The sequence below is a fragment of the Mycobacterium sp. MAA66 genome (assembly GCF_041261665.1).
Lineage (GTDB): Bacteria > Actinomycetota > Actinomycetes > Mycobacteriales > Mycobacteriaceae > Mycobacterium.
Map to the genome: position 1 here is coordinate 34,976 of NZ_JBGCCC010000002.1, position 24,001 is coordinate 58,976.

The following is a 24,001-nucleotide window of genomic DNA, read 5'->3' on the forward strand; positions in this document are numbered from 1 at the left end:
ATGAAGATCGACGGTGCGGTGGCGGTCGTCACCGGGGCGGGTTCGGGTATCGGCCGATCCATCGCAGTGGCACTGGCCGCTGCAGGCGCATCGGTCGTCGCGGGAGACCTCGACGGCGCGGCCGCGGCCGAGACCGCCGCCAAGATCGGTGGTGCCGGCATACGTGCGGACGCCGGCACTGTCGATGGCATTGCCACCTTGATCGGCGCCGCGCGCGAACAGTACGGTCCGGTGGACATCTACGTCGCGAATGCCGGTATCACCGGCCAACCGGGTCTGGGTGATGACGAGGACGGCTGGGACCGGATCATCGACGTCAATGTCCGCGCCCACATCCGGGCGGCGAAAGCGCTTGTGCCGGAATGGCTTGAGCGTGGCAGCGGGCACTTCGTCGCGGTCGCCTCGGCTGCGGGCCTGCTCAGCCAGCTCGGGGCAGCCGGGTACAGCGTCACCAAGCACGCCGCCGTCGGATTCGCCGAATGGTTGTCGATCACTTACGGCGACCAGGGCATCGGCGTCAACTGTGTCTGCCCCATGGGCGTGGACACGCCGCTGTTACGGGACATGGTCGACTCGTCCGACCCCACGATTCGGGTGGCCGGCGCGGCGGTCGCCGTCGCGGGCGAGGTGATCGGTCCCGACGCGGTCGCCACACGGGTGATCGAGGCTATCGGCACCGGCCAATTCCTGGTATTACCGCACCCCGAGGTGTTGGACATGTACCGGCGCAAGGGCGCCGACTACGACCGCTGGCTCGCCGGGATGCGCCGGTATCAGCGCACATTGACGTAACAGTTCGACGAGGAGGTTTCCATGGCTGATGGCGCGATGGAAGGCCGTGGCACGGCGACACCCTCGTCATGCTGGCGACCTATCACGGACACCCGGCTACGGCCGCGGCCCTGATCGAGCGCCACGCCGACGTCAACCGACACAACAATCGAGGACAAACTCCGTTGATGGCGGCCGTCTTCAAAGATGAGACGGGCGTCATCGAAATGCTCTTGCGCGCCGACGCAGATCCGCTCGCGGGTTCGCCGTCGGCCTTGGAGACTGCGAAGTACTTCGGTCGCGAGGACACGCGACGCCGGTTGGAACAGCATATCGCCGAGCAGAGGTGAAACGGTCCTCTGCAACGCGAACCACGGTCGGCTCTCCTGGGACACTTGCGGTCTGGAGCCGTCAGCATCGGTTGACAATGTCGCGTTTTGTGACAGCCGCCAGCGCGCACTGGTACCGGAAACCGCTGCCCTTGACCCGCAGCGACCAACGCCGACTCACCTTCCCGCCCAATGAGGCTGGGCGGGAAGGTGATTCGTGGCTAACCCGGCTCAGAGCGCTCCGAGGGCTTCGCAGGCCTTGCGCACCCCTTCGCCGTAGGCGGGGTCGGCGTTGCCGCAGTTCTCGATGTGCCGTTCCACGGTCTCCCGACGCGCGCCCTTGATGGCCCGCGCAGTGTTCTCGAACAACCGTTGCTGCTGCTCACCGGTCATCAGCCGGAATAGGTTGCCGGGCTGCTCGAAGTAGTTGTCGTCATCGGCGCGGAAATCGAACCGGTCAGCCGTGGCCCCGATCGGCTGCGCCGGATCGGCATAGGCAGGTTGCTCAGCCCACCGACCGAAGTTGTTCGGCTCCACCCCCGGCACGCCACCCTGGTTACCATCGACCCGCATCGCGCCGTCCCGGTGGTAGGTGTTGACCAACGTGGCCGCCCGCGGGTAGTTGACCAGGATCTGGTGGTGGTTGACGCCTACCCGGTAGCGTGCTGCATCGCCGTAGGAGAACAGCCGGCCTTGCAACATCTTGTCCGGGCTGAAAGAAATCCCGGGCACCAGGTTCGCCGGCGTGAACGCGGCCTGCTCGACATCGGCAAAGTAGTTGTCCGGGTTGCGATTCAGCTCGAACTCGCCGACCTCGATCAACGGGTAGTCCTGCTGACTCCACACCTTGGTCAGGTCGAACGGGTGGTAGCGGTAGGTCAGCGCATCCTCTTCGGGCATCACCTGAACTGCCAGCGTCCACTTCGGGTATTCACCGCGTTCGATCGCCTCGTACAGATCGCGTCCGTGGGACTCGCGGTCCTGCCCGACCAGTGCTGTCGCTTCCTGATCGGTGAGGTTCTCGATGCCCTGCTGGGTACGGAAATGGAACTTGACCCAATGCCTTTGGCCGGCGGCGTTGATCAAGCTGAAGGTGTGCGATCCATACCCGTGCATGTGCCGGTAGGACTTGGGCAGGCCCCGATCACTCATGGTGATGGTCACCTGGTGCAGCGACTCGGGCAGATTGGTCCAGAAGCCCCAATTGTTTTCGGGATTGCGGAGATTGGTCCGCGGGTCCCGTTTGACCGCCCGGTTCAGGTCGGGAAACTTCAGTGGATCGCGGTGAAAGAAGACCGGGGTGTTGTTACCCACCATGTCCCAGTTGCCTTCGGTGGTGTAGAAACGCAACGCGAAACCCCGGATGTCACGTTCGGCATCAGCCGCACCCCGCTCGCCGGCGACGGTCGAGAATCTCGCGAACATCTCGCAGCTGTTGCCGACCCGGCTGAAGATCGCGGCCTTTGTGTACGCAGTGATGTCACCGGTCACCCGGAACGTACCGAATGCGCCCGATCCCTTGGCGTGCATGCGCCGTTCCGGAACGACCTCGCGGGCGAAGTGCGCCAGCTTCTCGATCAGCCACAGATCCTGCAACAGCAGCGGGCCGCGCGGCCCGGCGCTCATGCTGTTCTGATTGTCGACCACGGGAGCTCCCGCAGCGGTCGTCAACGGTTCGGTGTTCTCTTCGAAAGACATTTCTTCTCCTTGTTGGTTGGCAGCGGCACGTCGCGCCGCGATCGGCGATTGGTTGAAGCGCAGGAAGGGCACAGCCCCCAGAAGATGACCTCGGCTTCGTCGACGACGAAACCGGCGGAGCTCGACGGCGTCAGGCACGGCGCCTCGCCCGTTACGCAGTCCACGTCGGCCAGCACCCCACATCGGCGGCACACCAGATGGTGGTGATTGTCCCCGGTGCGTAACTCATACAGCGCGGGCGAACCGGCCGGCTCGACCTTACGGACCAGCCCGGCCAGCTCCAACGCGGCCAGCGCGTCATAGATGGCTTGGCCAGAGACCGAGCCGATCGCCTTGCGTACCGCCTCAGTCAGGAACCGCGTATCGGAATGCGGGCACCGACTGAGTATTTCGAGTACAGCGACGCGTTGCGTAGTTACCCGAAGGGATGCACCACGCAACAGCTCCACCGTATTGCGACGCGTCATCTGCCATCACCTGTCCAGTTCTGGGCGGGGGAAAAGTGGCACTGTCGACCGCCGCACCCATGGCAACTGCGAGTCCGGCGGCCACCACAACCGGCACGAGAGCGGCCCGTCCGGGCAGGCCGCGAACTGTGGCGCGATCATTCCGGCCAGGCATTGTTCTCAATGATGTCAACGAAATTCGCACGTTTGAATGACGGATCGAAGTGCGCCAGCACGTCATCGTTCATGGTTCCGAAGGTGGTCTCCGGTCGTGCGGCCATGCCGTCGTAGAACGCCCGCAGGATGCGGCTTTTGAAGTCGGGGCGCGGATGGGCGGCCAGGACCTCGGCCCGCTGCTGATCGGTGATCTCGTCCAGATCCAGGCCCAGCACGTCGGTTTCGACACCCAGACTCACCACCGCCACCTCCGGCGGCAGGTGATGCGGCACTTCCGGGGTGGTGTGCAGCGCGATGGCCAGCCACACATTCGTTGCGTCTTGCGTGGAACGGCCGAAGTCCAGCAACAGGTCTCGCGCCGCGTCAGCGCCGTCGATCTCGAACCGCTGGGCCGTGGTGCCATACGCCGAGGTGAGACCGAGATCGTGGAAAAGTCCCCCGACATAGGCCAGTTCGGGGTCCACCTCCAGACCACGCCCGGCAGCCTTGAGCGACCCCCACAGGAAAACCCGCCGGGAATGGTTGAACAGCGTCTCATCGGCCACCTTGCGAACAATCGCGGTCGCCTCACGAACCAACTCGGTATCCGGAATCACTACCCCGGCAATAACTTCGGTCATTGTGACATCTCCCCAGGTCGGGCTTAAGCGGACACATTCCACTCTGTCCGAGCAGGAGCTCGGCCCACAGGGCACAAACCGACACATAAGCCACAAAACCGGACATGGCACCCGTCGGCAGTGACTCGGCACCTTTTCGTCGGCGCAACGAGAGAGCCCAATTCTGTGTACCTCCTGGATTCCTTGCGCACGAGCCGGCGACCAATCAAACTCCGCTGCATGACAACCATGTCCGGAACGTTCGTGGCCACCGCGGCCCTCCTGAGTGCGGCGGCCCTGCAGCTCACCGGCTGCGGACGGCCTGAGACCGCACAGATCGTTCCGGACAAGGCGGCGGAGTTCATCAGCCAGGAAGTGGCGAGCAAGTCCGGGTTCACGCCCACCAATGTGAGCTGCCCGTCGGGAATCGAAGCCAAGGTCGGCGCGCAGTTCGCATGCACCTTCTCCGGCCCGAACGGGAAGTACACGATTCGTATGAAGGTCACCAAGGTGGATGGGAGCTACGTCGAATACGACATGAGTTGGCGCCTTACCGAGGTGGTCGACGACGGCACCGGTACTGCTCCAGGGAGCAGCGCCGTCCCCGGTACCAGCGGGGCGCCCGACGACAGTGGCACGCCGGCCACCGTGGCCCCAGGCACTGACGGCGGCGCGCCGAACGGCACCGACAATCCGAGTACCCCGGACACCGGTGGCAGCAATCCGCCGGCCTCCGGACCTCCAGCCGGTAACTGACCAAACCTGGGAATATCCTGCGCGTCGGAGGTTCCGACAGCAGCGAGTCCCGTCCCACCCGAACCCGAAATCTTGTCGGACCCGCAGGGCAGTATGGACGTGTGAATCCACTCGACAGGTTCAGCGAGCTGACCCGGCAGTGGTTCACGTCCACATTCCAGACCCCCACCCCGGCCCAGGCGCAGGCCTGGAAGGCCATCGCCGACGGCAACAACACCCTGGTCATCGCCCCCACCGGGTCGGGCAAGACGCTGGCGGCCTTCCTCTGGGCCATCGACCAACTGGCCACGGCACCAGAATCCAAAGGCACCAAGGTCCTCTACGTGTCGCCACTGAAGGCCCTGGCAGTCGATGTCGAACGCAACCTGTCCACGCCGCTGACCGGCATCACCCGTGTCGCCGAACGCCTGGACCGCACTGCCCCCAACATCACCGTCGGCGTCCGCTCCGGCGACACCACCACCGCGGGGCGCCGCCAGCTCATCGCCAAGCCACCCGACATCCTGATCACCACCCCCGAATCCCTGTTCCTCATGCTGACCTCGGCAGCCCGCGAGACCCTGGCCAGCGTCCGGACCGTCATCGTCGACGAGGTCCACGCGGTCGCCGCAACCAAACGCGGTGCACACCTGGCACTTTCACTCGAACGTCTCGACCAGCTGCTCGAGAAGCCGGCCCAGCGCATCGGCCTGTCCGCGACCGTCAAGCCACCCGAAGAAGTCGCACGATTCCTGTCCGGGGACAAGCCGGTCACCATCGTCAAACCGCCCGCCGCCAAGACCTTTGACCTCGCCGTCGAGGTTCCGGTGCCCGATATGGCCAATATCGAGGGCAATACCATCTGGCCCGATGTCGAGGAGCGCATCGTCGACCTCATCGAGTCGCACCGATCGTCGCTGGTGTTCGCCAACTCCCGGCGCCTCGCCGAGCGGCTCACCGCACGGCTCAACGAAATTCACGCCGCCCGCACCGGTATCGACCTTCCCAATGAACCCAATCCCAAGGTCGGCGCAGGCGCCCCGGCGCACATCATGGGCAGCGGCCAAACATTCGGCGCACCAAGCATTCTGGCCAAGGCACACCACGGCTCGGTGAGCAAAGAGGCGCGCGCCCAGGTCGAGGACGAACTCAAGAGCGGACTGCTCAAGGCTGTGGTCGCCACGTCCAGCCTGGAACTCGGCATCGACATGGGCGCAGTCGATCTGGTGATCCAGGTCGAGGCCCCGCCGTCGGTGGCCAGTGGCCTGCAACGAATCGGCCGGGCCGGCCACCAGGTCGGCGAGATCTCGGAGGGCGTACTGCTGCCCAAACACCGCACCGACCTGATCGACTGCGCCGTCAGCGTGCAACGCATGCGGGCCGGTGAGATCGAAACCCTCGCGGTGCCGGCTAATCCGCTGGACGTATTGGCCCAGCACACGGTGGCCGCCGCCGCCCTGGAGCCGCTCGATGCCGATCGCTGGTTCGACGCGGTACGCCGCAGCGCCCCCTTTGCGGCGTTGCCGCGCAGCGCGTTCGAAGCCACCCTGGATCTGCTGGCCGGCAAGTATCCATCCACCGAATTCGCCGAGCTGCGGCCGCGCCTGATCTACGACCGCGACCACGGGACGCTGATCGCCCGGCCCGGCGCACAGCGGCTGGCGGTCACCTCCGGTGGAGCCATCCCGGACCGCGGTATGTTCACCGTTTACCTGGCCACCGGCGACGAAAAGCCATCGCGGGTAGGTGAACTCGACGAAGAGATGGTTTACGAGTCCCGACCCGGCGACGTCATCTCATTGGGCGCGACGAGCTGGCGGATCACCGAGATCACCCATGACCGGGTGCTGGTGCTACCCGCCCCCGGCCAACCGGCCCGACTGCCGTTCTGGCGCGGCGACGCCGTCGGACGTCCCGCTGAACTGGGCGAGGCCATCGGCGCGTTCACCGGAGACCTGGCCGGAAAGAATCGCACTGAGTTCGACGAGCACTGCCGGACAATCGGTTTCAACGACTACGCCACCGATAATCTGTGGCAGCTGCTCGACGAACAAAAGCAATCCACCGGTACGGTCCCCACCGACACCACCTTCGTGGTCGAACGGTTTCGCGACGAACTCGGTGACTGGCGCATTGTGCTGCACTCCCCCTACGGCCTGCGGGTGCACGGCCCGCTGGCACTGGCGGTGGGCCGGCGCATCATGGAGCGTTACGGTCTCGACGAGAAGCCCACCGCCTCCGACAGCGGCATCGTCCTGCGATTGCCGGACACGGGTGAGAATCCGCCAGGGGCAGAGCTTTTCGTCTTCGAACCCGATGAGGTTGAGCCGATCGTCACCGCGGAGGTCGGTGGCTCTGCATTGTTCGCCTCGAGATTCCGGGAATGCGCAGCCCGCGCACTGCTGCTGCCACGGCGCCACCCGGGTAAGCGCTCGCCGTTGTGGCACCAGCGTCAGCGCGCGGCCCAGCTGCTCGACATCGCCCGTAAGTACCCGGACTTCCCGATCGTCCTGGAGACGGTGCGGGAATGCCTGCAGGACGTCTACGACGTGCCGATGCTCGTCGAGGTCATGCGGCGCATCGACCAGCGCCGGATCCGTGTCCTCGAAGTGCAGACCGCCACGCCGTCACCGTTCGCCGCATCCCTGATGTTCGGCTACGTCGGGGCATTCATGTACGAGGGCGACAGCCCGTTGGCCGAACGCCGAGCTGCTGCACTGTCTTTGGACCCGACTCTGCTGGCCGAGCTGTTGGGCCGCGTGGAGCTCCGAGAATTGCTCGACCCGGAGGTCATCGCCTCGACCACCCGTCAGCTCCAGCACTTGACCGACGAACGTGCCGCGCGCGATGCCGAGGGCGTCGCCGACTTACTGCGCCTGCTCGGACCGCTGAGCATCGAGGAACTCCGAGAACGGTCCACCGCCACCGATGTCGGAGCGTGGTGCGAGGCGCTGTACGCCGCCAGACGAGCCGTCCCGGTGACGTTCGCGGGACAGACCTGGTGGGTCGCGGTGGAGGAAATGGGCCTGCTGCGCGACGGCCTCGGCGTTGCCATTCCCGTCGGCGTCCCAGCCGGCTTCACCGTTGCCGTGTCCGATCCGCTCGGCGAATTGTTGGGCCGCTACGCCCGCACCAACGGCCCCTTCACCACGACACAAGCTGCGGGCCGCTTCGGCCTGGGCCTGCGCGTCACTGCCGATGTGCTGAGCCGGATGGTGCTGGACGGCAAGCTGATTCGCGGCGAGTTCATCGAATCCACCGGGCCCGAACAGCAATGGTGCGATGCCACCGTGCTCAAGATCCTGCGGCGCCGATCGCTGGCGGCACTGCGCGCCCAGATCGAGCCGGTCACCACCGCGGCCTACGCCCGATTCCTGTCAGCCTGGCAACAAGTCGGCGATGCCCGCGGCGTCGATGGCCTGGCATCGGTCATCGAACAGCTTGCCGGGGTGCCGATACCGGCCTCCGCGGTCGAACCGCTGGTGTTCGGCCACCGCGTGTCCGACTATCAACCCGCCATGCTCGACGAACTGCTGGCTTCCGGCGAGGTCACCTGGTCCGGCGCCGGGCAGATCGGCAGCAATGACGGCTGGGTGGTGTTCCACCGGGCCGAGACGGCACCGCTGTCGCTGACGCCGGCCACCGAGATCGACTTCACCGAAACCCATCGCGAACTACTCGACACGCTGGCGGGCGGCGGGGCCTACTTCTTCCGGCAACTCGCGCCCGACGACAGCGGTGATGCGAAACAGGCTCTGTGGGAACTGATCTGGTCCGGCTGGGTGACCGGTGATACCTTCGCTCCGGTCCGCTCGGTGCTGAGCGGCAAGAGTGGCGGCGCGCACCGGCAGCGCAGCCGCCCGCCGCGGCTCAGCCGCTACAGCGTCGCCCGGCCGCAGACCCGCACCGATCCCACCGTGGCCGGCCGCTGGTCGGCGCTGCCGCCAGCCGAACCGGAATCCACTGTGCGCGCTCACTTCCAAGCCGAACTGCTGCTGGGCAGATACGGAGTGATCACCCGCGGCGCCGCCGACGGCCTGCCTGGCGGGTTCGCCACCCTGTACAAGGTGCTGAGCGCATTCGAGGAAGCCGGCCGGTGCCAGCGCGGCTACTTCGTGGAATCCCTTGGCGGAGCACAATTTGCGGTGGCATCGACGGTCGACCGACTGCGCACGTACCAGGACAACATCGACCCCCACAACCCCGACTACGCGACGGTGGTACTGGCTGCGACCGACCCGGCCAACCCCTACGGCGTGGCACTGCCCTGGCCCGAACCGTCCGACACCGGACACCGCCCGGGCCGCAAGGCCGGCGCGTTGGTCGTCTTGGTGGACGGCGCCCTGGTGTGGTTCGCCGAACGTGGCGGCAAGTCGTTGTTGTCGTTCGGCGCTACCCAGGAATCCCAGCGCGCCGCCGCCGGCGCCTTGGCCGATCTGGTCAGCACGGGCCGGCTGCAGTCGCTGCTGATCGAGAAGGTCAATGGCATTTCGGTGCTGGATCCCGCCGCGGCGGGATCTCCCGCGCACCTCGCGTTGGCCGATGCCGGGTTCGCCCGCACTCCGCGGGGCCTGCGGCTGCGCTGATATCTGTGCCCAGAGACCCGACGCGGCGGCCGAGGTGCCGTTCGGACCGTTCGTTCGGACCGTTGTACCCGGGCACACCGAGGTGCCCTTCGGGCTGTCAACCAGTCCATCGACAGCGCCGGTCAACACGTCGATATTGAGACTCGGGAACCGAACCAATCCGGCCACGAAACTCAAGGCGGTGAACATCTGATGGCTCCGATCACGGACCTCCGCGCGTATCTGGACGCACTCGTATCGATCAACGATGTCGAACGCATCGATCGTCCGGTCAGCGCGGAACTCGAGGCCGCGGCCATCACCCGCTGGTCGACCGAGCAGCGCCGCCCGGCGCCGTTGTTCACCAACGTCGACGGCGTGGCACCCGGATTCTGGATGTTCGGCGCCGGCGGCGCATTGTCCGGCGATACAAAACATCCGCTGGCCCGTATTGCGCTGTCACTGGGACTGCCCTATGACGCATCCGCGCAGGATCTTGTCGAGCATCTGGTCGCCGTGCACCGGAAATCGCCGATTCCACCCACCCTCGTCTCGGCGGAATCCGCACCCTGCAAACAAAACATCCTCCGCGGCACCGACGCCACGCTGGATCGCTTCCCGATTCCGCTGGTACACGAAGACGACGGCGGACGCTACGTCAACACCTGGGGCATCATCGTCGCGAAGACGCCGGACGGCCGGTGGACGAACTGGTCCATCTCCCGCATCATGATGCTCGACGGTCGGCACATGACCGGTCTGTTCCTGCCGCAGCAGCACATCGGCATGATCTGGGCCGAATGGGTCAAGCGCGGCGAGCCGATGCCGTTCGCCGTGGTGCAGGGTGGCGATCCCGGCATTCCGATCGTCGGCGGCATGCCCATTCCCGCCGAGATGGACGAAGCGACCTACCTAGGCACGCTGTACGGCCAACCGGTTGAGGTGGTCAAGTGCGAAACGGTGGATCTCGAAGTGCCCGCGGGCGCGGAAGTCGTTATCGAGGGCCATGTTTCGATCACCCGCGACGCAACCGAGGGACCGTATGCCGAGTTCCACGGCTATGCGCTGCCCGAGACCTCCCCGGAACCCGTCTACACCATCGAGGCGATCACCCACCGCGACAATCCGATCTGGCCGGTGACCTCCACCGGCCGCCCGCCCGACGATTCGCAGATCGCCCCGGCCCTCGGAGTATCCGCCGAGCTACTGGCGCTGCTGCGCGGCGCCGGACTACCCGTGACGACGGCATGGCTGCTGGTCGACACTGCGTGTCATTGGATGGTCGTTACCGTCCCACGGAGTTGGCGCAACATTCTCCCCGGCACGACCTCCACCGAGTTCGTGCACCGGATCGGCGAACTGATGAGCGCCAACCGAGTCGGGCACATGTGCCCGGTCACCTACGTGCTCGACGACGACATCGACCCCACCGACACATCCGACGTGCTGTGGGCGCTCGGCACCCGCATCCACCCCGATCAACGCCAGGAACACTGGGAAGTCCCGATCTTGCCGTGGTACCAGTGCTACACCGAAGACGAACGACATAGCGGACGCGGGCCCATCGTCGTACATGACGGACTGCTGCTGGCGTTGGAAGACGGCCACGGCCGGCAGGCGAAATTCGACACGCTCTATCCCAAAGAGCTACGCGAGCGCATTCGCGCCGACGAGTCCAGCACGGGTAGCAGCCCGCCGAACGTGAAGTAGATATCCAGATTCTGCCGAAAACTCGTCATCAAGTTCGCGTTGGACGGGTGGATAGAGTGGGGCATGGCCCTGCGTACCCGGCTGACCGAACTGTTCGGCATCGAGCATCCGATCGTCCTGGCGCCGATGGGTGACGTGTCCGGCGGTCGACTCGCCGCCGCGGTATCCGAGGGCGGCGGACTGGGCCTCATCGGCGGCGGTCGCGGGAACCTCGACTGGCTGGCCACCGAATGCATCCTCGCCCGCCGAGGCACCGAAAAGCCTTGGGGCATAGGACTGCTCACGTGGGCTGTCAACGAGGAGATCGTCGACTGGGTGATCGCCCAACGACCCGCCGCCATCATGTTGTCGTTCGGTGACCCGGCCCCCTTCGCCGACGCCATTCACAAAGCAAAAATCCCGCTGATGTCCCAGGTGCATACGCTCGACGAGGCGAAGCAGGCCCTCGACGCGGGTGTCCAGGCATTGGTGGCGCAGGGCAGAGAGGCCGGAGGCCACCACGGCGGTAGGTCTACCCTGCCGTTCGTCCCGGCCGTGGTCGACATCGCCGGCGGCACGCCGGTCCTGGCCGCGGGAGGCATTGCCGACGGTCGTGGCCTCGCGGCGGCACTGACGCTGGGTGCTGCCGGCGCCATGATCGGCACCCGGTTCGAGGCCACCCAAGAATCCCTGCTCACGGCGGCCGCAGCCAAGGCGATGTTGAACGCCACCGCGAGCGACACCACCAGTGGCCGAGCCATCGACATCGCTGCTCGGCCGCCCCAAACACGCTGGCCTGCACAGTTTCCAGCCCGCACGCTGCGTAGCGTGTTCACGGACACGTGGCAGCATCGCGACCAGGAGCTGGAGGCAGACGAACAGGCGCAACACGATTTCCGGGACAAGGTCGCCGAGCAGAACATCGATTACCTGCCGATCTGGGCCGGCGAAGCACTCGATCTGATCGACCACCTGGAAGTAGCCGGTGTCCTGGTCAAGAAGATTGTCGATGACGCCGAACATGCGCTGGCTCGGGCCAACGCCTGCCTCAGCTGATGCCCGAAGGCGACACGGTCTGGCACACCGCCGCGGTCCTCCGCGAGGCGCTGCAAGGAAAAGTACTGACGCGCTGCGATATTCGCGTTCCGCAGTTCGCCACGGTAGACCTCACCGGCGAAACGGTCGATGAGGTCATCAGCCGCGGCAAACATCTGTTCATCCGGATCGGTGACGCCAGCATTCACTCCCACCTGAAGATGGAGGGCAAGTGGCAGGTCGGCCCCGGACCACGACGGCCCGATCATCGGGTCAGAATCATTTTGGAAGCCAACGATATTCGGGCGACTGGAATCGATCTGGGCACATTGGAGGTCCTCCGCCGAGACCAGGACGACGAGCCCGTGAAGCATCTGGGGCCCGATCTGCTGGGCCAGGACTGGGATGCCCACACTGCGGCGGAGAACCTGACCCAAGAACCACAAAGACCGCTACACCGAGCCCTGCTGGATCAACGCAACCTGGCCGGCATCGGCAACGTCTACGCCAACGAACTGTGTTTCATCGTCGGTCGCCACCCCGAATCTCCGGTCAGCACAGTCAAAGACCCGCTGCGATTGGTGCAGCGGGCCCGAGACATGCTGTGGCACAACAAGGCGAGGTGGAATCGCACCACAACGGGCGATACCCGGCCCGGCCGCGGGCTCTGGGTGTACGGCCGGACCGGGCAGGCATGTCGCAGGTGCGGGACGCTGATCGAATCAGACGGCGACCGGCTCCAGAACCTCGACGACCGGATCATCTTCTGGTGCAGGCTGTGCCAACCATGAATCCGGCAGAGCCAACCGGCAGATCTTCTTGACCACCGAGAAGAACTGCTTGTGGATCGGGCCCGAGTTGTACGGCAGGTCGTAACGCTCGCAGATCGCCCGAACCTCGGTGGCGATCTCGGCGTAGCGGTGCGCCGGCAGGTCGGGGAACAGGTGGTGCTCGATCTGGAAGGACAGGTTGCCGCTCATGATGTGGAACCAAGGTCCGCCCGAGATATTCGCCGAGCCCAGCAACTGCCGGTAGTACCACTGGCCGCGGGTCTCGTTGATGGTCTCTTCGATGGTGAATTCATGGGTGCCCGCGGGGAAGTGACCGCAGAAGATGATGGTGTACGACCACACGTTGCGGATCAGGTTGGCGGCCATGTTGCCGGTGAACACGAACGGCGCGAACGGTCCGGCCAGCAGCGGGAACGCCACGTAGTCCTTGAGGGTCTGCTTGCGGACCTTGGCCCAGATTTCTTTGAGCGTGTCCTTCTTGTCCCGGATGCTGATCTCGCCAGAGCGGATGCGCTCGGTTTCCAGCTCGTGCAGCGCCACGCCGTACTGGAAGAACACCATCAACAGGAACGCGTAGACCGGGTTGCCCAGGTAGTACGGGCTCCACCTCTGGTCCGGGCTCATCCGCAGCACGCCGTAACCGATGTCGCGGTCCATGTCGACGACGTTGGTGTAGGTGTGGTGCATGTAGTTGTGCGAGTGCCGCCACTGATCCGATGGGCAGGCCGAATCCCATTCGAATTCCTGGCCGCGCAATCCCGGATCCCCCATCCAGTCGTACTGGCCGTGCATGACGTTGTGGCCGATCTCCATGTTGTCCAGGATCTTTGACGCACCGAGCAGCGCGACCGCGACGGGCCAGGCCGGCGGCAGGAACATCAGAGCCCGCCCGGCAACCTCCAGGCCGCGCTGCTTTTTGACGATATCGCGGATGTAGTCGGCGTCACGCTCGCCCAGGTCGGCGAGCACGCGCTCGCGGATGGCGTCGAGTTCGCGGCCGAAGGTCTCGAACTGCTCGGGGGTCATCGGAGTCTTAGTCATGATGAATTCCTTTGCCTGATGGGTGGTTTGAAGGTTCTAGAGGTCGATCTGGACGTCGCCGCACGGAGCGGTCACGCAGATCTCGATGTTTTCGTCGGGCGCGGTCGAGACCGCGCCGGTGATCAGGTTCTTCACTGGCCCGCTGATCTTCTTGCGGGTGCAGGTGTGACAGATGCCCATCCGGCAGCCGTTCTGGGGGTTGAGTCCGGCGGCCTCGGCCTGCTCGAGGATCGAGCGGCCGTCATCGACAACGGCGACGGCACTGTCGGTGAACGCGACGGTGCCGCCCGAAGCGTCGGTCGGCACCGCGATGACCGGCGGCACAAAACTTTCCGACCGGGCGTCCGGCAACAATTCCCGCACCGCGGAGACCAAAGCCGGTGGGCCGCAGACGAACACGGCGTCGGGGTTCGGCATCGCAGCGGCCAGGTGGTCCGGGCCGAAGTGGCCGGTCAGGTCGCCCCGGTTCGATCTGGTGTAGCCGTGCAGCACCGTGACGCTGGGAGTCGCGGCCAGCTCGGTGGCGTAGGCGGCCTCTTCGGGGTTGCGCGCGTAGTGGATGAAGGCGATTTCGCCGTCGAAGTTCTCCTCGCGCAGGGTGCGCAGCATCGAGAGCACCGGCGTGATGCCGCTGCCGCCGGAGACCAGCAGGATGCGCCGGGGACGCTGCGCCGGCAGGACGAAATCGCCGCCGACGGAGTCCAGGCCGACGACCATGCCCGGCCGGGCGTTGCGGTACAGGTGGGTGGAGACCTGGCCGCCGTCGTGCAGGCCGATGGTCAGTTCGATGACGGGGCTGCCCTCGGCGTTGGCCGGCGAGTAGCACCGGGTACGGGAGCGGCCATCGATCTCGACGGACAGGTTGATGTGCTGGCCGGCCTGAAAACCCCGCCAGGTGTCATTGGGCTGCAGGGTCAGGGTGACGCTGCGCGGCGTCTGACGACGGACCGCGACCACCCGGGCGCGGGCCTCACCCAGCGTCCAGGTGCGGTCGAAAGCTTCGGTGTACCGGTCCACACCATGCGGGCCGGTGAGGATGCCAACCAGGGCGGAGCCTCGAATCTTGCGGCTCAAGGTTTCAGTGAACATATGTACACAGTGCACGCCTTCATCCGTTCACGTCAATAGCTAAACCGCAGGCTGTCATGGGGATCACACCGTGAACGTATGTGTGCTTGAAACCGATACATCTGTATCAATCAGCGAATTAGTTAACCTGTGTACACTTTTTTCAGTGAACACTCGTAACCCTGGTTCACGAGACCATCGGTCGAGTCGTTCCAGGAGCTCTCGCTCCCAGGACCCCCTTTCCCGCGAAGAACGCAAAGAGGCGACCCGCCGCGCGATCATCACCGCGGCCCTCAAACTGCTGGAAGAAGACAGCTTCAGCGCGCTGAGCCTGCGCGAGGTGACCAGAGAGGCCGGCATCGTGCCCGCCGCCTTCTACCGGCACTTCGAGACCATGGAGGCCCTTGGTCTGGTCCTGATCGACGAATCCTTCCGCGCTCTGCGCGAGATGCTGCGCAATGGCCGCGCCGGCCAACTCGACCCCAAGCGCATCATCGAGTCGTCGGTCGACATCCTGATCAACAGCGTCATCGAACGCCGCGAGCACTGGCGATTCATCAGCCGTGAACGCAACAGCGGCGTCACCGTCCTGCGGTACGCCATTCGCACCGAGATCCGCCTGATCACCTCCGAACTGGCCATCGACCTCGCCCGGGTTCCCGGACTACATAGCTGGAGCAGTGCGGACCTCAACATCCTGGCAAGCTTGTTCGTCAATTCGATGATCGCCATCGCCGAAGCCGTCGAGGACGCCAACGATGCACAATCGATCGCCGAGGTCCGCGGCACCGCGCTCAAGCAGCTCCGGATGATCGCCGTCGGCGTCCGCGGCTGGCAAAGCAGCAATTGACTTCCACGGCGATTAGTCTGTGGCCTTGCCGGTAGATTTGGCGCCGCCGTGACTACGCTGTCTCGCGGGCAAGCTGTCAGGATGCTGGGAGCGGTACGCGCTATGAGCAATACGCACTATGGAGGTAAGCATGCAGGTTGGCGGACGAGACCTCGCCAGGATCGCCCATGCAGTGGTGGCGCGTCGCAACTACGTCGCTGCGATCAACATGGTGCGACTGTATGACCACCCGGTCAACATGCTCCACCGGTACCTCACTCGCAGCGGCGAATACCCCGCTACCTTTCCGGTGCGCACCCCGCAGTCCGACATCGACCTGACCCTGTACTCCCCTGACGACCTGCTCACGCTGAACGAGATCTTCTGCCGCAATGACTACCTCGCGGACATCTCCGACAAGGTGATCGTCGACTTCGGTTCGAACATCGGGATCTCCGCGGCCTATTTCCTCACCCGCAACGCGTCGGCGTTTGCCTATCTGTTCGAGCCCCTGCCGACGAACATCGCGCGGCTGCGCGACAACCTGCGGCCGTTCGACGGCCGGTACGAACTACAGGAGGTCGCGGTCGGCACCGCTGAAGGCGACGTCGAGTTCTGCTGGGAAGAATCCGGTCGATACGGCGGCGTCAACAGAGCCGGCCTGAGTCACACCCTGACGGTGCCCTGCGTGAATTCACGGACGGTGCTGGAAAACGTTGTCGCCAAGCACGGTCGTATCGACGTCCTGAAGGTTGACATCGAAGGGCTGGAGCAAGCGGTGATCGCCAACATTCCGGTCGAATTGGCTCGCAAGATCAAGAAGCTGTACGTCGAAGAGATCTTCGAGACCAACCCGTTGACACAGACGCATTCGATGGTGCACTACGGCGGTATCGCCCAGTTCCACCTGCTGGATTCTCAGTCCGCCTGAGTCGTCGCGCGGCATAGAGTCGGCGCATGCCGCCGCTGACTCTTGTCTATCCCCGCCCTGACGTCGCCGTCCTGACCCTGGATCGACCCGAGAAGCTCAACGCGCTCAACTACGAGTTGGTCGAGGCGCTACACCACACGCTTGATGAGATCCACCGCAACGGCCAATGCCGTGCCGTGGTGCTCACCGGCGCGGGCCGCGGATTCTGTTCGGGCTTGGACCTTTCCGACCCCAACCCACCGGAAGCCGGTGGCGGACTGGAGTTTCCGCGTTCGGGCATGCGGTGGCAGGAGCGCATCGCCGAGCTGACCACCCGGATTCAGGGCCTGCGCCAACCGGTGATCGCCGCGGTCAACGGGCCGGCGTACGGCGGCGGGTTCGCCGTTGCGCTGGCCTGTGACATCCGGATCGCCGGTCCCGGTGCCCGGTTCTGCACGCAGTTCATCAAGCTCGGGATCGGTGGTTGCGACATCGGGGTGAGCTACACGCTGCCCCGCATCGTCGGCGCCGGGCAGGCGTTCGATCTGATCCTCACCGCCCGCACCGTTGAGGCCGCCGAGGCACTGCAGTTGGGCCTGGTATCCCGACTGTCAGCCGGCGATGTGGTTGCCGACGGCCTACAGATTGCCGAAACTCTTTGCAGCTACGGAAAATTCGGCGTCGAGTCGACCAAACAGGTGCTGTGGGCCAACCTGGAGGCATCGAGCCTGCAGTCCGCGTTACACGTGGAGAACCGCAGCCAGATCCTGGCCTCCACCGCGGGCGAATTGGGGCTGGCCACGAAGGCCTTCGGCGAACGAAAACCACCGATTAAAGATTGATGTATCATGCAAAATAGTGTTAGCGTGCGGTCATGGACACGATGCCCGGCGGGCGTTATCCCCTGGCGGACAAAGATGTTTGGCGAGTCGGCTACGGTGCGATGCAGCTGGCAGGCGACGGGGTATTCGGGCCACCGCGAGACCGCGGCGAAGCGATCGCCGTCCTGCGGGCTGCGGTCGATGCAGGTGTCGATCACATCGACACCGCGGAATTCTACGGCCCCGGTGTGGTCAACGAACTCATCCGCGAAGCGTTGTTCCCCTATCCCGAAGGCCTGGCTGTGGTCAGCAAGGTGGCTGCGCGGCGTGACGATGTCGGCGCGGTGTTGCCCTACGACGACCCCGACCAACTGCGCGCAGGGATCGAGGAGAACCTGACCACCCTGGGCAAGGAACAACTCACGGCCGTGAACCTCCGGGTGATGGACAAGGCGGTGCCCAATCAGCGGTTCGCCGACCAACTCGGTGCGTTGGTGAACGCCCGCGATGAAGGTCTGATCGCGGGTGTCGGGGTCAGCAATGTCAGCCATCGACACCTGTTGACCGCACTCGAGATCACCGACATCGTTTGCGTACAGAACGCGTACAACCTTGCCGACCGGTCATCCGAGGCCGTCCTCCGCGACTGCATCTCGCGGGGTATCGCCTTCGTTCCCTTCTGCCCGTTGGGATTTCCCAGTGATCAACGCGACGCCATCCGCACCAACGCCGTGGTCGTGGACGTCGCCGCCAGTCACGGCGCCACACCGACCCAGGTCGCACTGGCCTGGCTGCTGGCGATCGCCGACAACATCCTGCTGATCCCGGGAACCCGCAGCCGGGGTCATCTGGCGGAAAACCTGGCTGCCGGGTCGTTGACGTTGCGCGACGACGAGATCGACCGACTCAGCGACGCCTGGCCGCCGGGTTAGTTCGGACGGTTCGGGTACAGCGGCACCGGTGGCAATGACGAATTCATGTTGAGGCTGACCTGGATGTGTTCCAGCGCTGCGGTGAAAGGAGCGATCAGATCCTCGGGCAGCGAGTCGAAGAACAGCTTCCTCACGTGCTCCATGTGGCCCGGGGCCGCGGCTTCCAGGGCTGCCATGCCCTTCTTGGTCAGCACCGCGTCCGTGGCCCGGCCGTCATCGGCGGATTGCACGCGCTCGGTGAAGCCCCGCTCGGTCAGCCGGCGCAGGTGGTGGGACAGCCGGCTGCGTTCCCATCCGATGAAACCGGCCAGGTCGGTGACCTGCATCCTGTTGTCCGGGGCCATGCTCAGTGGATTCATCACGTGGTAGTCAGCCAGGGACAGTCCGCTGTCGCGTTGCAGTTGGTTGTTGATCTCGTAGTTCATCCGCAGCTGGACGTGCATGAACGCCACCCAGGCACGCTGCTGTGGCGGCGTCAGCCATGAGTTGTCACAAGTCGGTGAGCGGCGGGAACGCGGCATGTCACGGTCTTTCTGCTGGATGTTTCACCTTCATTATCCGTAACCCGTGAACTGGCCACGAACGCCCGAGCCAAACTCCAGACGCATCGGGTGGTCAGCGATTGACGACAACTCCGACGAATTGACCGGAATAGACCGGACCGCGGTCCGGTTAGACCACCCAGAGGGTCGGAGAGGCCGACACTCACACAGACAAAAGGACAGGCACATGACCACAGCAACCGCTCCCCTCAGCGTCGGCACCTGGGCGATCGACCCCGCCCACTCGTCGGTCGAGTTTTCGGTACGCCACCTGATGGTGAGCAAAGTGCGTGGAAAGTTCGAGAACTTCAATGGCGCCATCACCGTCGCCGCTGACGGCACGCCGTCGGTCACCGCGGAGATCGACGTGACCTCCCTCAGCACCGGCAACGAGCAGCGCGACGGCCACGTCAAGTCTGCGGACTTCTTCGACGCCGCGAACTACCCGGTCGCGACCTTTGCCTCGACGGCAGTGCGACCGAACGGCTCGGACTACCTGCTCGACGGAAACCTGACCATCAAGGGCGTTACCCGTCCGGTCACGCTGAGCCTGGAATTCAACGGCGTGAGCCCCGGACAGGGCTACGGCGAGGTCTCCGGCTACGAGGCGTCGGTTGTGTTGAACCGCAAGGACTTCGGCATTGATCTCGACCTCCCGATGGAGACCGGTGGCGCCGTGGTCGGCGACAAGGTCACCATCACCCTCAACATCGAGGCCGTCAAGCAGGCGTGAACCGAACCGCAACGCCGGGCCGGGTTCCCCGCAGCCTGTTCGCCCGGCCCGGCGTTGCACGCCACCAACGTGGCTCACCGCAGAAAAGGAAAAGACCATGGAAATTGGCATCATTGGCGCCGGACAGGTAGGCCAGGCAGTAGGACGGCAGTTGGCCCGCGTGGGTCACCGCGTGAAATTATCCAGCGCTCGCGGGGCAGAGGCCCTGACGCCGGTAGCCCAAGACATCGGCGCCGAGGCCGCCTCAGTGACTGCGGCAGCCGCATCCGAAATCGTCTTGCTCGCGGTCCCGTGGTGGGCGGTGCCCGAGGTGCTCGACCCGCTGCCCGATTGGCAGGGCCGCATTCTCATCGACGCGACAAATCCGTTCATCAGCTTCGACCCGCTGGAACTTGCCGATCTTGAGGGCGGCAGCGCGAGCGTCGTCGTCGCGAAGCACGCCCCCGGCGCCCGAGTTGTCAAGGCCTTCAACTCGATTGGCATGGTGAACTTCGAGAAGGGTCCCCAGGAAGGCACGGCGCGACGCGTGCTGTTCGTTTCCGGTGACGATGCCGGCGCGAAGCAGACGGTACACCAACTGATCGGTGATCTCGGCTACGTGCCGATCGATCTCGGCGGTCTCGACGAAGGCGGCCGCCTGCAGCAAGCCGGCGGTCCACTGGCCGGCCACGATCTACTGGCCGCTGAGTGATCTTGGCGTGCTGCGTCCCGATGACCGTGATGCAGCACGCCAAAATCGCGGGCCGAATACCGGCTCCGGCGCCGTGACGATTCGTCGGGCAGCACCGGTGAATACGTGGTAAACCGAATGGCGGCCGCTCCGACCAGCCTCGTCCGAGGCTCAGGACAGGCCACGTTATGGAGGCGACGGCACCTGTGACCACCACGCCGGCCGCGCCTCGTACCAACGGCCACCGCGTCCACACTGACTCGCCACGGCCTCGGTTGTCGCTGGTGCTCCGCGGAATGATCGACCGGATCGACGAACTCATGGGGGCGCTGGCCGACGCGGTCGCGGAGCAAACCCCGATCCCTGACAGCAGCGTCGGAGCCGCAGAGGCGCACTCCCCGTCGCAAACCTGTGGACAGAACCTGTACGCCATTCTGGTCGCGTTGGCTGACGGCACCGAATACGAGCCCAGCTCCGCTCATCGGACCGGAATCGCACGCGCACAAAACAACCAACCGCTCGCAGAAGCCATCGAGCGCGACCATGTGGCCCTGCGACGGCTGTGGGAGATGATCGTCGCCGAAGCCGAGCTGACCCCGGAAAGCGATCCCGAGGGGCTACGCCGCCTGACCGTCAGAATGCACACCCTCGAGGACGGCTACACCCAGGCGATGGTGGCCGGCTACCGCGGTGAGCAGAATCGACGACTGCTAGGGCAGGACGCGTACCGCGATTCCGTGGTGGATGCGCTGCTGCAACGCCAGGTCCACAGCCATTGGGCGTCCTGGTCGGCGGCCAACCACTTGCAGTTGCCGACTACCGGGCCTTTCGTGGTCATTGCCACCGAACTTCCGGCCGTCGGATCCATCGCGCTGCCGCAGATGGAAGCCAAACTGCGCAGCCTGGACGTGTACTCGGTCTGGCGATTGCTACCGGATCTACAGGTCGGCATTGTGCATATCGCATCCGCTCCACACCTGAAGCGAACGCTCGACTTGGTCTCACGCGTGTGCGCCAGACGTGTCCGGGTCGGAGTGAGCGCACAGTTCGACGATCTGCGCGAATGCGCCGACGCACTGCATTTCGCCAAGGTGGCGATGACCAGTCCGGCGGGGCAATCGTCGCCGATCGTGATGTTCGACGGCTCTCTACTGGCGACCGCCGCAGTGTCCTCACCGGACCTGATGATCAAGTCGGTCCGCCCCCTCTTCGCGAAATTCGACGACTTGTCCGACGACGATCGCGCCGCGCTCTTCGAAACCTTCCAAACCTGGCAGGAGACGGATGGTTCGATCCGGGCGACTGCCGAACTCCTTGCCTGCCATCCGAATACGGTTCGTCAACGGCTGCGCCGGATCGAGAAGCGAACGGGCAGATCATTGTCCCGGCCGCGCGACATCGCCGAATTGTGTCTGGCGTTTGAAGTGCGCCACCGGCTGATCCAGGACTGAACCGCCGATTGTCCCGCGGCACACTCCGAATGCTTGAGTGCTGTCAAATCTGACATAGACCGGGCACCGCGTGACGACAAGGATGTCCTGGGGGAACCGGCGACAGGAGATACCGATGGCGCGAAACTCTTTTGGTTGGGCTACCACCGCGGCCCAAGTCCTCGAAGGTGTCGATCTTCACGGTCTACGGGCCGTGGTGACCGGCGCGAGTTCGGGCATCGGCACCGAAACTGCCCGGGTACTCGCGGCCGCGGGCGCCGAGGTGACCCTGGCAGTCCGGAACACCGATGCGGGCCACCGCGCATCTGAAGGCATCGCCGCGCATCTACCTTCTGACGCCGGCGCGCTTCGGGTGGCCCGGCTCGATCTGGCCGATCCATTGTCTGTGACCGAATTTCATCGAGCGTGGGACGGCCCGCTGCATGTCCTGGTGAACAACGCCGGCGTGATGGCCCTGCCGCAACTCACCAGAACACCCACCGGGTACGAAATGCAGTTCGCGACAAATCATCTCGGCCACTTCTCCCTCACCGTCGGCCTCCATCGCTGGCTGGCAGCGGCCAACGGCGCCCGGGTGGTGTCCGTCGCCTCGATCGGGCACCTTTTCTCGCCAGTGGTTTTCGACGACCTGCACTACCGGTTCCGGCCCTACGACCAGTGGACCTCCTATGGCCAGTCGAAAACCGCCAACGTCCTTTTCGCGGTAGGTGCAGCGCAACAATGGGCGGCGGACGGCATCGTTGCGAACGCGGTGATGCCGGGCAACGTGGCCAGCACGGCTCTGGCCCGGCATATGGGGCCAGACGACCTGGCAGCATTCGGCGAACAGACGGAACTTGCCCTGCCACAGGGCAAGTCCATCGAACAGGGCGCGGCCACGTCGGTGCTCTTGGCCGGCAGCCCCGAAGTCGAAGGGATCACCGGGCGGTACTTCGAAGACTGCCAGGAGTCTCCCGTGGTCGCCGAGCGCGGACAGCACACTGCAGGCGTGGCCCCTTATGCCCTCGATTCGGCGAATGCCGAACGCCTGTGGCAGGTTTCGACCGCGCTGACGAGTACCGAGTGACTCAGAATCGCTGCAGCGTCAGGTTTTCCACTGCATCGAGGTCAATGTCGTAACCCAGGCCGGGTTTTTCGGGTGCCAGCAAGTAGCCCTCGTGGTCCACGACCGGCAGGTCAGACATACCCATACTCAGCAGATTCTGCGGAACCATCACTTCGGCGAAGTCGCAATTGGACACCGACAGAGCCACATTCAGGTACATCGCCAGATTCAGCGTCGGGCCGTAGCTGTGAATCTCGTAGTTGAGTCCGAAGGCCTCGCAGGCGTGCGCAGACTTGCGCATCTGGGTGACGCCACCGGCGTACTCGGCGAGGCTACGGACGTAGAACCCCACGCCACTCTTCAGATACTCACGCATGGCCGGGAATCCGGCGAAGTTCTGTTCCCCGACCGCCAGCGGCACATCAAGCTTGCCCGCCAAGAACGCCAGCCCCTGCAGATCCAGATCCGAGATCGGGTTCTCGAACCAGTAGAAGTCCAGCTCCTGCAGGACCTCACCCACGGCCAATGCCTCGGGAACCGTGTAGGCACACACCGGGTCGATCATCAGATCGATGTCGGGAAACTCGCGTCGGATCGCCTGCGCCAGTTCGATGTCGCGCTTGGCGTCACGGAAGGGATGAAACTTCGCCGCGGTGAAGCCCTGCGCGACCGCGTCACGGATCGCTTCGAGATAGCCGTCGACGGTCGGGTAGGCGACAGTACTGGCGTAGGCGCGGATCTTGTCACGGTGCGCGCCCAGATACTTGTACAGCGGCAGGCCCGCGGCCTTGGCGTTGATATCCCACAAACAGGCGTCGGCTCCGGCCAAGGCCGGCGGATTCGAGTATGGCGGAAGCGCATTGGTCATCTCATCGCTGAGCGCGGCGATGTCGTAGGTATCACGGCCGACCAGAAGGGTCCTGGCCACCTCCGCGGCGTGTTCGGCCGCTTTCGCGGGAATCAGATAGCTGACGTAGTGCCCGTCGATGCCCTCCTGCGTGGACACCGACACCAGCACCAACTCGGGCATCTTGTCCACCGCACCCTGTGTGGGAATCACGGTCTCGTCGAGTTCGGTGCGCAGGATGGACAGCCTGACATCGCTGATCTTCATCGAATTCCCT

21 protein-coding genes and 1 pseudogene are annotated in these 24,001 nt (G+C 64.8%); 15 read left to right on the forward strand and 7 right to left on the reverse strand.

Annotated elements, in window-relative coordinates:
* Together ABIA30_RS06685 and ABIA30_RS06690 are read left to right on the forward strand one after the other, a co-directional pair.
* A complete protein-coding gene (locus tag ABIA30_RS06685; protein ID WP_370063446.1) occupies window positions 1-792 on the forward strand; it encodes an SDR family oxidoreductase in 792 nt (263 codons plus the stop codon).
* Window positions 793-854: 62 nt separating this feature from the next.
* A pseudogene (locus ABIA30_RS06690) lies at window positions 855-1,121 on the forward strand (ankyrin repeat domain-containing protein); the annotation flags it as partial.
* A gap of 210 nt (window positions 1,122-1,331) precedes the next feature.
* On the opposite strand, the gene ABIA30_RS06695 reads toward ABIA30_RS06690, so the two are convergent.
* The 3 genes from ABIA30_RS06695 to ABIA30_RS06705 all read right to left on the reverse strand — a co-directional run bounded on the left by ABIA30_RS06695 (window position 1,332) and on the right by ABIA30_RS06705 (window position 4,041).
* The gene (locus tag ABIA30_RS06695; protein ID WP_370063448.1) at window positions 1,332-2,798 is read right to left on the reverse strand and encodes a catalase; all 1,467 of its coding nucleotides are present in this window, start codon (window positions 2,796-2,798) and stop codon (window positions 1,332-1,334) included.
* Window positions 2,768-3,265 (reverse strand): Fur family transcriptional regulator, encoded by a 498-nt coding sequence (locus ABIA30_RS06700; protein ID WP_370063450.1) that lies wholly within the window; start codon window positions 3,263-3,265, stop codon window positions 2,768-2,770. The genes ABIA30_RS06695 and ABIA30_RS06700 overlap by 31 nt, the downstream gene beginning before the upstream one ends.
* A gap of 137 nt (window positions 3,266-3,402) precedes the next feature.
* Entirely contained in the window at window positions 3,403-4,041 is a 639-nt protein-coding gene (locus ABIA30_RS06705; RefSeq protein ID WP_370063452.1) for an HD domain-containing protein, read from the reverse strand.
* 219 nt (window positions 4,042-4,260) lie between these two features.
* Here ABIA30_RS06705 and ABIA30_RS06710 point away from each other — a divergent pair, with 219 nt between their 5' ends.
* The 5 genes from ABIA30_RS06710 to nei2 all read left to right on the forward strand — a co-directional run bounded on the left by ABIA30_RS06710 (window position 4,261) and on the right by nei2 (window position 12,835).
* Window positions 4,261-4,776 (forward strand): DUF4333 domain-containing protein, encoded by a 516-nt coding sequence (locus ABIA30_RS06710; RefSeq protein ID WP_370063454.1) that lies wholly within the window; start codon window positions 4,261-4,263, stop codon window positions 4,774-4,776.
* A gap of 101 nt (window positions 4,777-4,877) precedes the next feature.
* A complete protein-coding gene (locus ABIA30_RS06715) occupies window positions 4,878-9,341 on the forward strand; it encodes an ATP-dependent helicase (RefSeq protein WP_370063456.1) in 4,464 nt (1,487 codons plus the stop codon).
* A gap of 192 nt (window positions 9,342-9,533) precedes the next feature.
* Window positions 9,534-11,030, forward strand: a complete 1,497-nt coding sequence (locus ABIA30_RS06720) for a UbiD family decarboxylase (protein WP_370063458.1) — start codon at window positions 9,534-9,536, stop codon at window positions 11,028-11,030.
* 63 nt (window positions 11,031-11,093) lie between these two features.
* Window positions 11,094-12,065: an NAD(P)H-dependent flavin oxidoreductase gene (locus ABIA30_RS06725; protein WP_370063460.1), complete on the forward strand. Its 972-nt coding sequence runs from the start codon at window positions 11,094-11,096 to the stop codon at window positions 12,063-12,065.
* Window positions 12,065-12,835, forward strand: a complete 771-nt coding sequence (nei2, locus tag ABIA30_RS06730; protein WP_370063462.1) for an endonuclease VIII Nei2 — start codon at window positions 12,065-12,067, stop codon at window positions 12,833-12,835. The genes ABIA30_RS06725 and nei2 overlap by 1 nt, the downstream gene beginning before the upstream one ends.
* On the opposite strand, the gene ABIA30_RS06735 is transcribed toward nei2, so the two are convergent.
* Window positions 12,767-13,876, reverse strand: coding sequence for a fatty acid desaturase (locus ABIA30_RS06735; protein ID WP_370063464.1), 1,110 nt, complete (start codon window positions 13,874-13,876; stop codon window positions 12,767-12,769). The two genes, nei2 and ABIA30_RS06735, sit on opposite strands and share 69 nt — an antisense overlap.
* A gap of 36 nt (window positions 13,877-13,912) precedes the next feature.
* Complete coding sequence (locus ABIA30_RS06740) at window positions 13,913-14,965, reverse strand: flavin reductase family protein (RefSeq protein WP_370063466.1); 1,053 nt, start codon at window positions 14,963-14,965, stop codon at window positions 13,913-13,915.
* Window positions 14,966-15,110: 145 nt separating this feature from the next.
* Between ABIA30_RS06740 and ABIA30_RS06745 the strand changes: the two genes are divergently transcribed.
* The 4 genes from ABIA30_RS06745 (at window position 15,111) to ABIA30_RS06760 (ending at window position 18,436) form a co-directional block, all read left to right on the forward strand.
* Window positions 15,111-15,794 carry a TetR family transcriptional regulator gene (locus tag ABIA30_RS06745; RefSeq protein WP_370063468.1) on the forward strand — a complete coding sequence of 228 codons (684 nt, stop codon included), beginning with the start codon at window positions 15,111-15,113 and terminating at the stop codon, window positions 15,792-15,794.
* Between the two features lie 130 nt (window positions 15,795-15,924).
* A complete protein-coding gene (locus ABIA30_RS06750; RefSeq protein WP_370063470.1) occupies window positions 15,925-16,704 on the forward strand; it encodes an FkbM family methyltransferase in 780 nt (259 codons plus the stop codon).
* Window positions 16,705-16,730: 26 nt separating this feature from the next.
* On the forward strand, window positions 16,731-17,525 hold the full coding sequence (locus ABIA30_RS06755; protein WP_370063472.1) for an enoyl-CoA hydratase/isomerase family protein: 795 nt from the start codon (window positions 16,731-16,733) through the stop codon (window positions 17,523-17,525).
* Between the two features lie 32 nt (window positions 17,526-17,557).
* Window positions 17,558-18,436, forward strand: coding sequence for an oxidoreductase (locus tag ABIA30_RS06760; protein ID WP_370063474.1), 879 nt, complete (start codon window positions 17,558-17,560; stop codon window positions 18,434-18,436).
* On the opposite strand, the gene ABIA30_RS06765 is transcribed toward ABIA30_RS06760, so the two are convergent.
* A complete protein-coding gene (locus tag ABIA30_RS06765; protein WP_370065422.1) occupies window positions 18,433-18,879 on the reverse strand; it encodes a MarR family winged helix-turn-helix transcriptional regulator in 447 nt (148 codons plus the stop codon). The genes ABIA30_RS06760 and ABIA30_RS06765 overlap by 4 nt on opposite strands.
* A gap of 286 nt (window positions 18,880-19,165) precedes the next feature.
* Between ABIA30_RS06765 and ABIA30_RS06770 the strand changes: the two genes are divergently transcribed.
* From ABIA30_RS06770 to ABIA30_RS06785, 4 genes are all read left to right on the forward strand, one after another.
* A complete protein-coding gene (locus ABIA30_RS06770; RefSeq protein ID WP_370063476.1) occupies window positions 19,166-19,711 on the forward strand; it encodes a YceI family protein in 546 nt (181 codons plus the stop codon).
* A complete protein-coding gene (locus tag ABIA30_RS06775) occupies window positions 19,647-20,402 on the forward strand; it encodes an NADPH-dependent F420 reductase (protein ID WP_370063478.1) in 756 nt (251 codons plus the stop codon). Before ABIA30_RS06770 ends, ABIA30_RS06775 begins: the two co-directional genes overlap by 65 nt.
* Before the next feature lie 185 nt (window positions 20,403-20,587).
* Window positions 20,588-21,832, forward strand: coding sequence for a PucR family transcriptional regulator (locus ABIA30_RS06780; protein WP_370063480.1), 1,245 nt, complete (start codon window positions 20,588-20,590; stop codon window positions 21,830-21,832).
* Window positions 21,833-21,947: 115 nt separating this feature from the next.
* Window positions 21,948-22,898, forward strand: coding sequence for an SDR family NAD(P)-dependent oxidoreductase (locus ABIA30_RS06785; RefSeq protein ID WP_370063482.1), 951 nt, complete (start codon window positions 21,948-21,950; stop codon window positions 22,896-22,898).
* Between the two features lies 1 nt (window position 22,899).
* Here the strand turns inward: ABIA30_RS06785 and ABIA30_RS06790 are convergent, their stop codons facing one another.
* Window positions 22,900-23,991: a mandelate racemase/muconate lactonizing enzyme family protein gene (locus ABIA30_RS06790; RefSeq protein WP_370063484.1), complete on the reverse strand. Its 1,092-nt coding sequence runs from the start codon at window positions 23,989-23,991 to the stop codon at window positions 22,900-22,902.
* Window positions 23,992-24,001: the final 10 nt, after the last annotated feature.

Excerpts from the sequence above, each read along its gene's own strand:
- ABIA30_RS06685 (WP_370063446.1), top strand. The coding sequence starts at position 1 with ATGAAGATCGACGGTGCGGTGGCGGTCGTCACCGGGGCGGGTTCGGGT.
- ABIA30_RS06695 (WP_370063448.1), bottom strand. The coding sequence starts at position 2,798 with ATGTCTTTCGAAGAGAACACCGAACCGTTGACGACCGCTGCGGGAGCT.
- ABIA30_RS06700 (WP_370063450.1), bottom strand. The coding sequence starts at position 3,265 with ATGACGCGTCGCAATACGGTGGAGCTGTTGCGTGGTGCATCCCTTCGG.
- ABIA30_RS06705 (WP_370063452.1), bottom strand. The coding sequence starts at position 4,041 with ATGACCGAAGTTATTGCCGGGGTAGTGATTCCGGATACCGAGTTGGTT.
- ABIA30_RS06710 (WP_370063454.1), top strand. The coding sequence starts at position 4,261 with ATGACAACCATGTCCGGAACGTTCGTGGCCACCGCGGCCCTCCTGAGT.
- ABIA30_RS06720 (WP_370063458.1), top strand. The coding sequence starts at position 9,534 with ATGGCTCCGATCACGGACCTCCGCGCGTATCTGGACGCACTCGTATCG.
- ABIA30_RS06725 (WP_370063460.1), top strand. The coding sequence starts at position 11,094 with ATGGCCCTGCGTACCCGGCTGACCGAACTGTTCGGCATCGAGCATCCG.
- nei2 (WP_370063462.1), top strand. The coding sequence starts at position 12,065 with ATGCCCGAAGGCGACACGGTCTGGCACACCGCCGCGGTCCTCCGCGAG.
- ABIA30_RS06735 (WP_370063464.1), bottom strand. The coding sequence starts at position 13,876 with ATGACTAAGACTCCGATGACCCCCGAGCAGTTCGAGACCTTCGGCCGC.
- ABIA30_RS06740 (WP_370063466.1), bottom strand. The coding sequence starts at position 14,965 with ATGTTCACTGAAACCTTGAGCCGCAAGATTCGAGGCTCCGCCCTGGTT.
- ABIA30_RS06750 (WP_370063470.1), top strand. The coding sequence starts at position 15,925 with ATGCAGGTTGGCGGACGAGACCTCGCCAGGATCGCCCATGCAGTGGTG.
- ABIA30_RS06755 (WP_370063472.1), top strand. The coding sequence starts at position 16,731 with ATGCCGCCGCTGACTCTTGTCTATCCCCGCCCTGACGTCGCCGTCCTG.
- ABIA30_RS06760 (WP_370063474.1), top strand. The coding sequence starts at position 17,558 with ATGGACACGATGCCCGGCGGGCGTTATCCCCTGGCGGACAAAGATGTT.
- ABIA30_RS06765 (WP_370065422.1), bottom strand. The coding sequence starts at position 18,879 with ATGCACGTCCAGCTGCGGATGAACTACGAGATCAACAACCAACTGCAA.
- ABIA30_RS06770 (WP_370063476.1), top strand. The coding sequence starts at position 19,166 with ATGACCACAGCAACCGCTCCCCTCAGCGTCGGCACCTGGGCGATCGAC.
- ABIA30_RS06785 (WP_370063482.1), top strand. The coding sequence starts at position 21,948 with ATGGCGCGAAACTCTTTTGGTTGGGCTACCACCGCGGCCCAAGTCCTC.
- ABIA30_RS06790 (WP_370063484.1), bottom strand. The coding sequence starts at position 23,991 with ATGAAGATCAGCGATGTCAGGCTGTCCATCCTGCGCACCGAACTCGAC.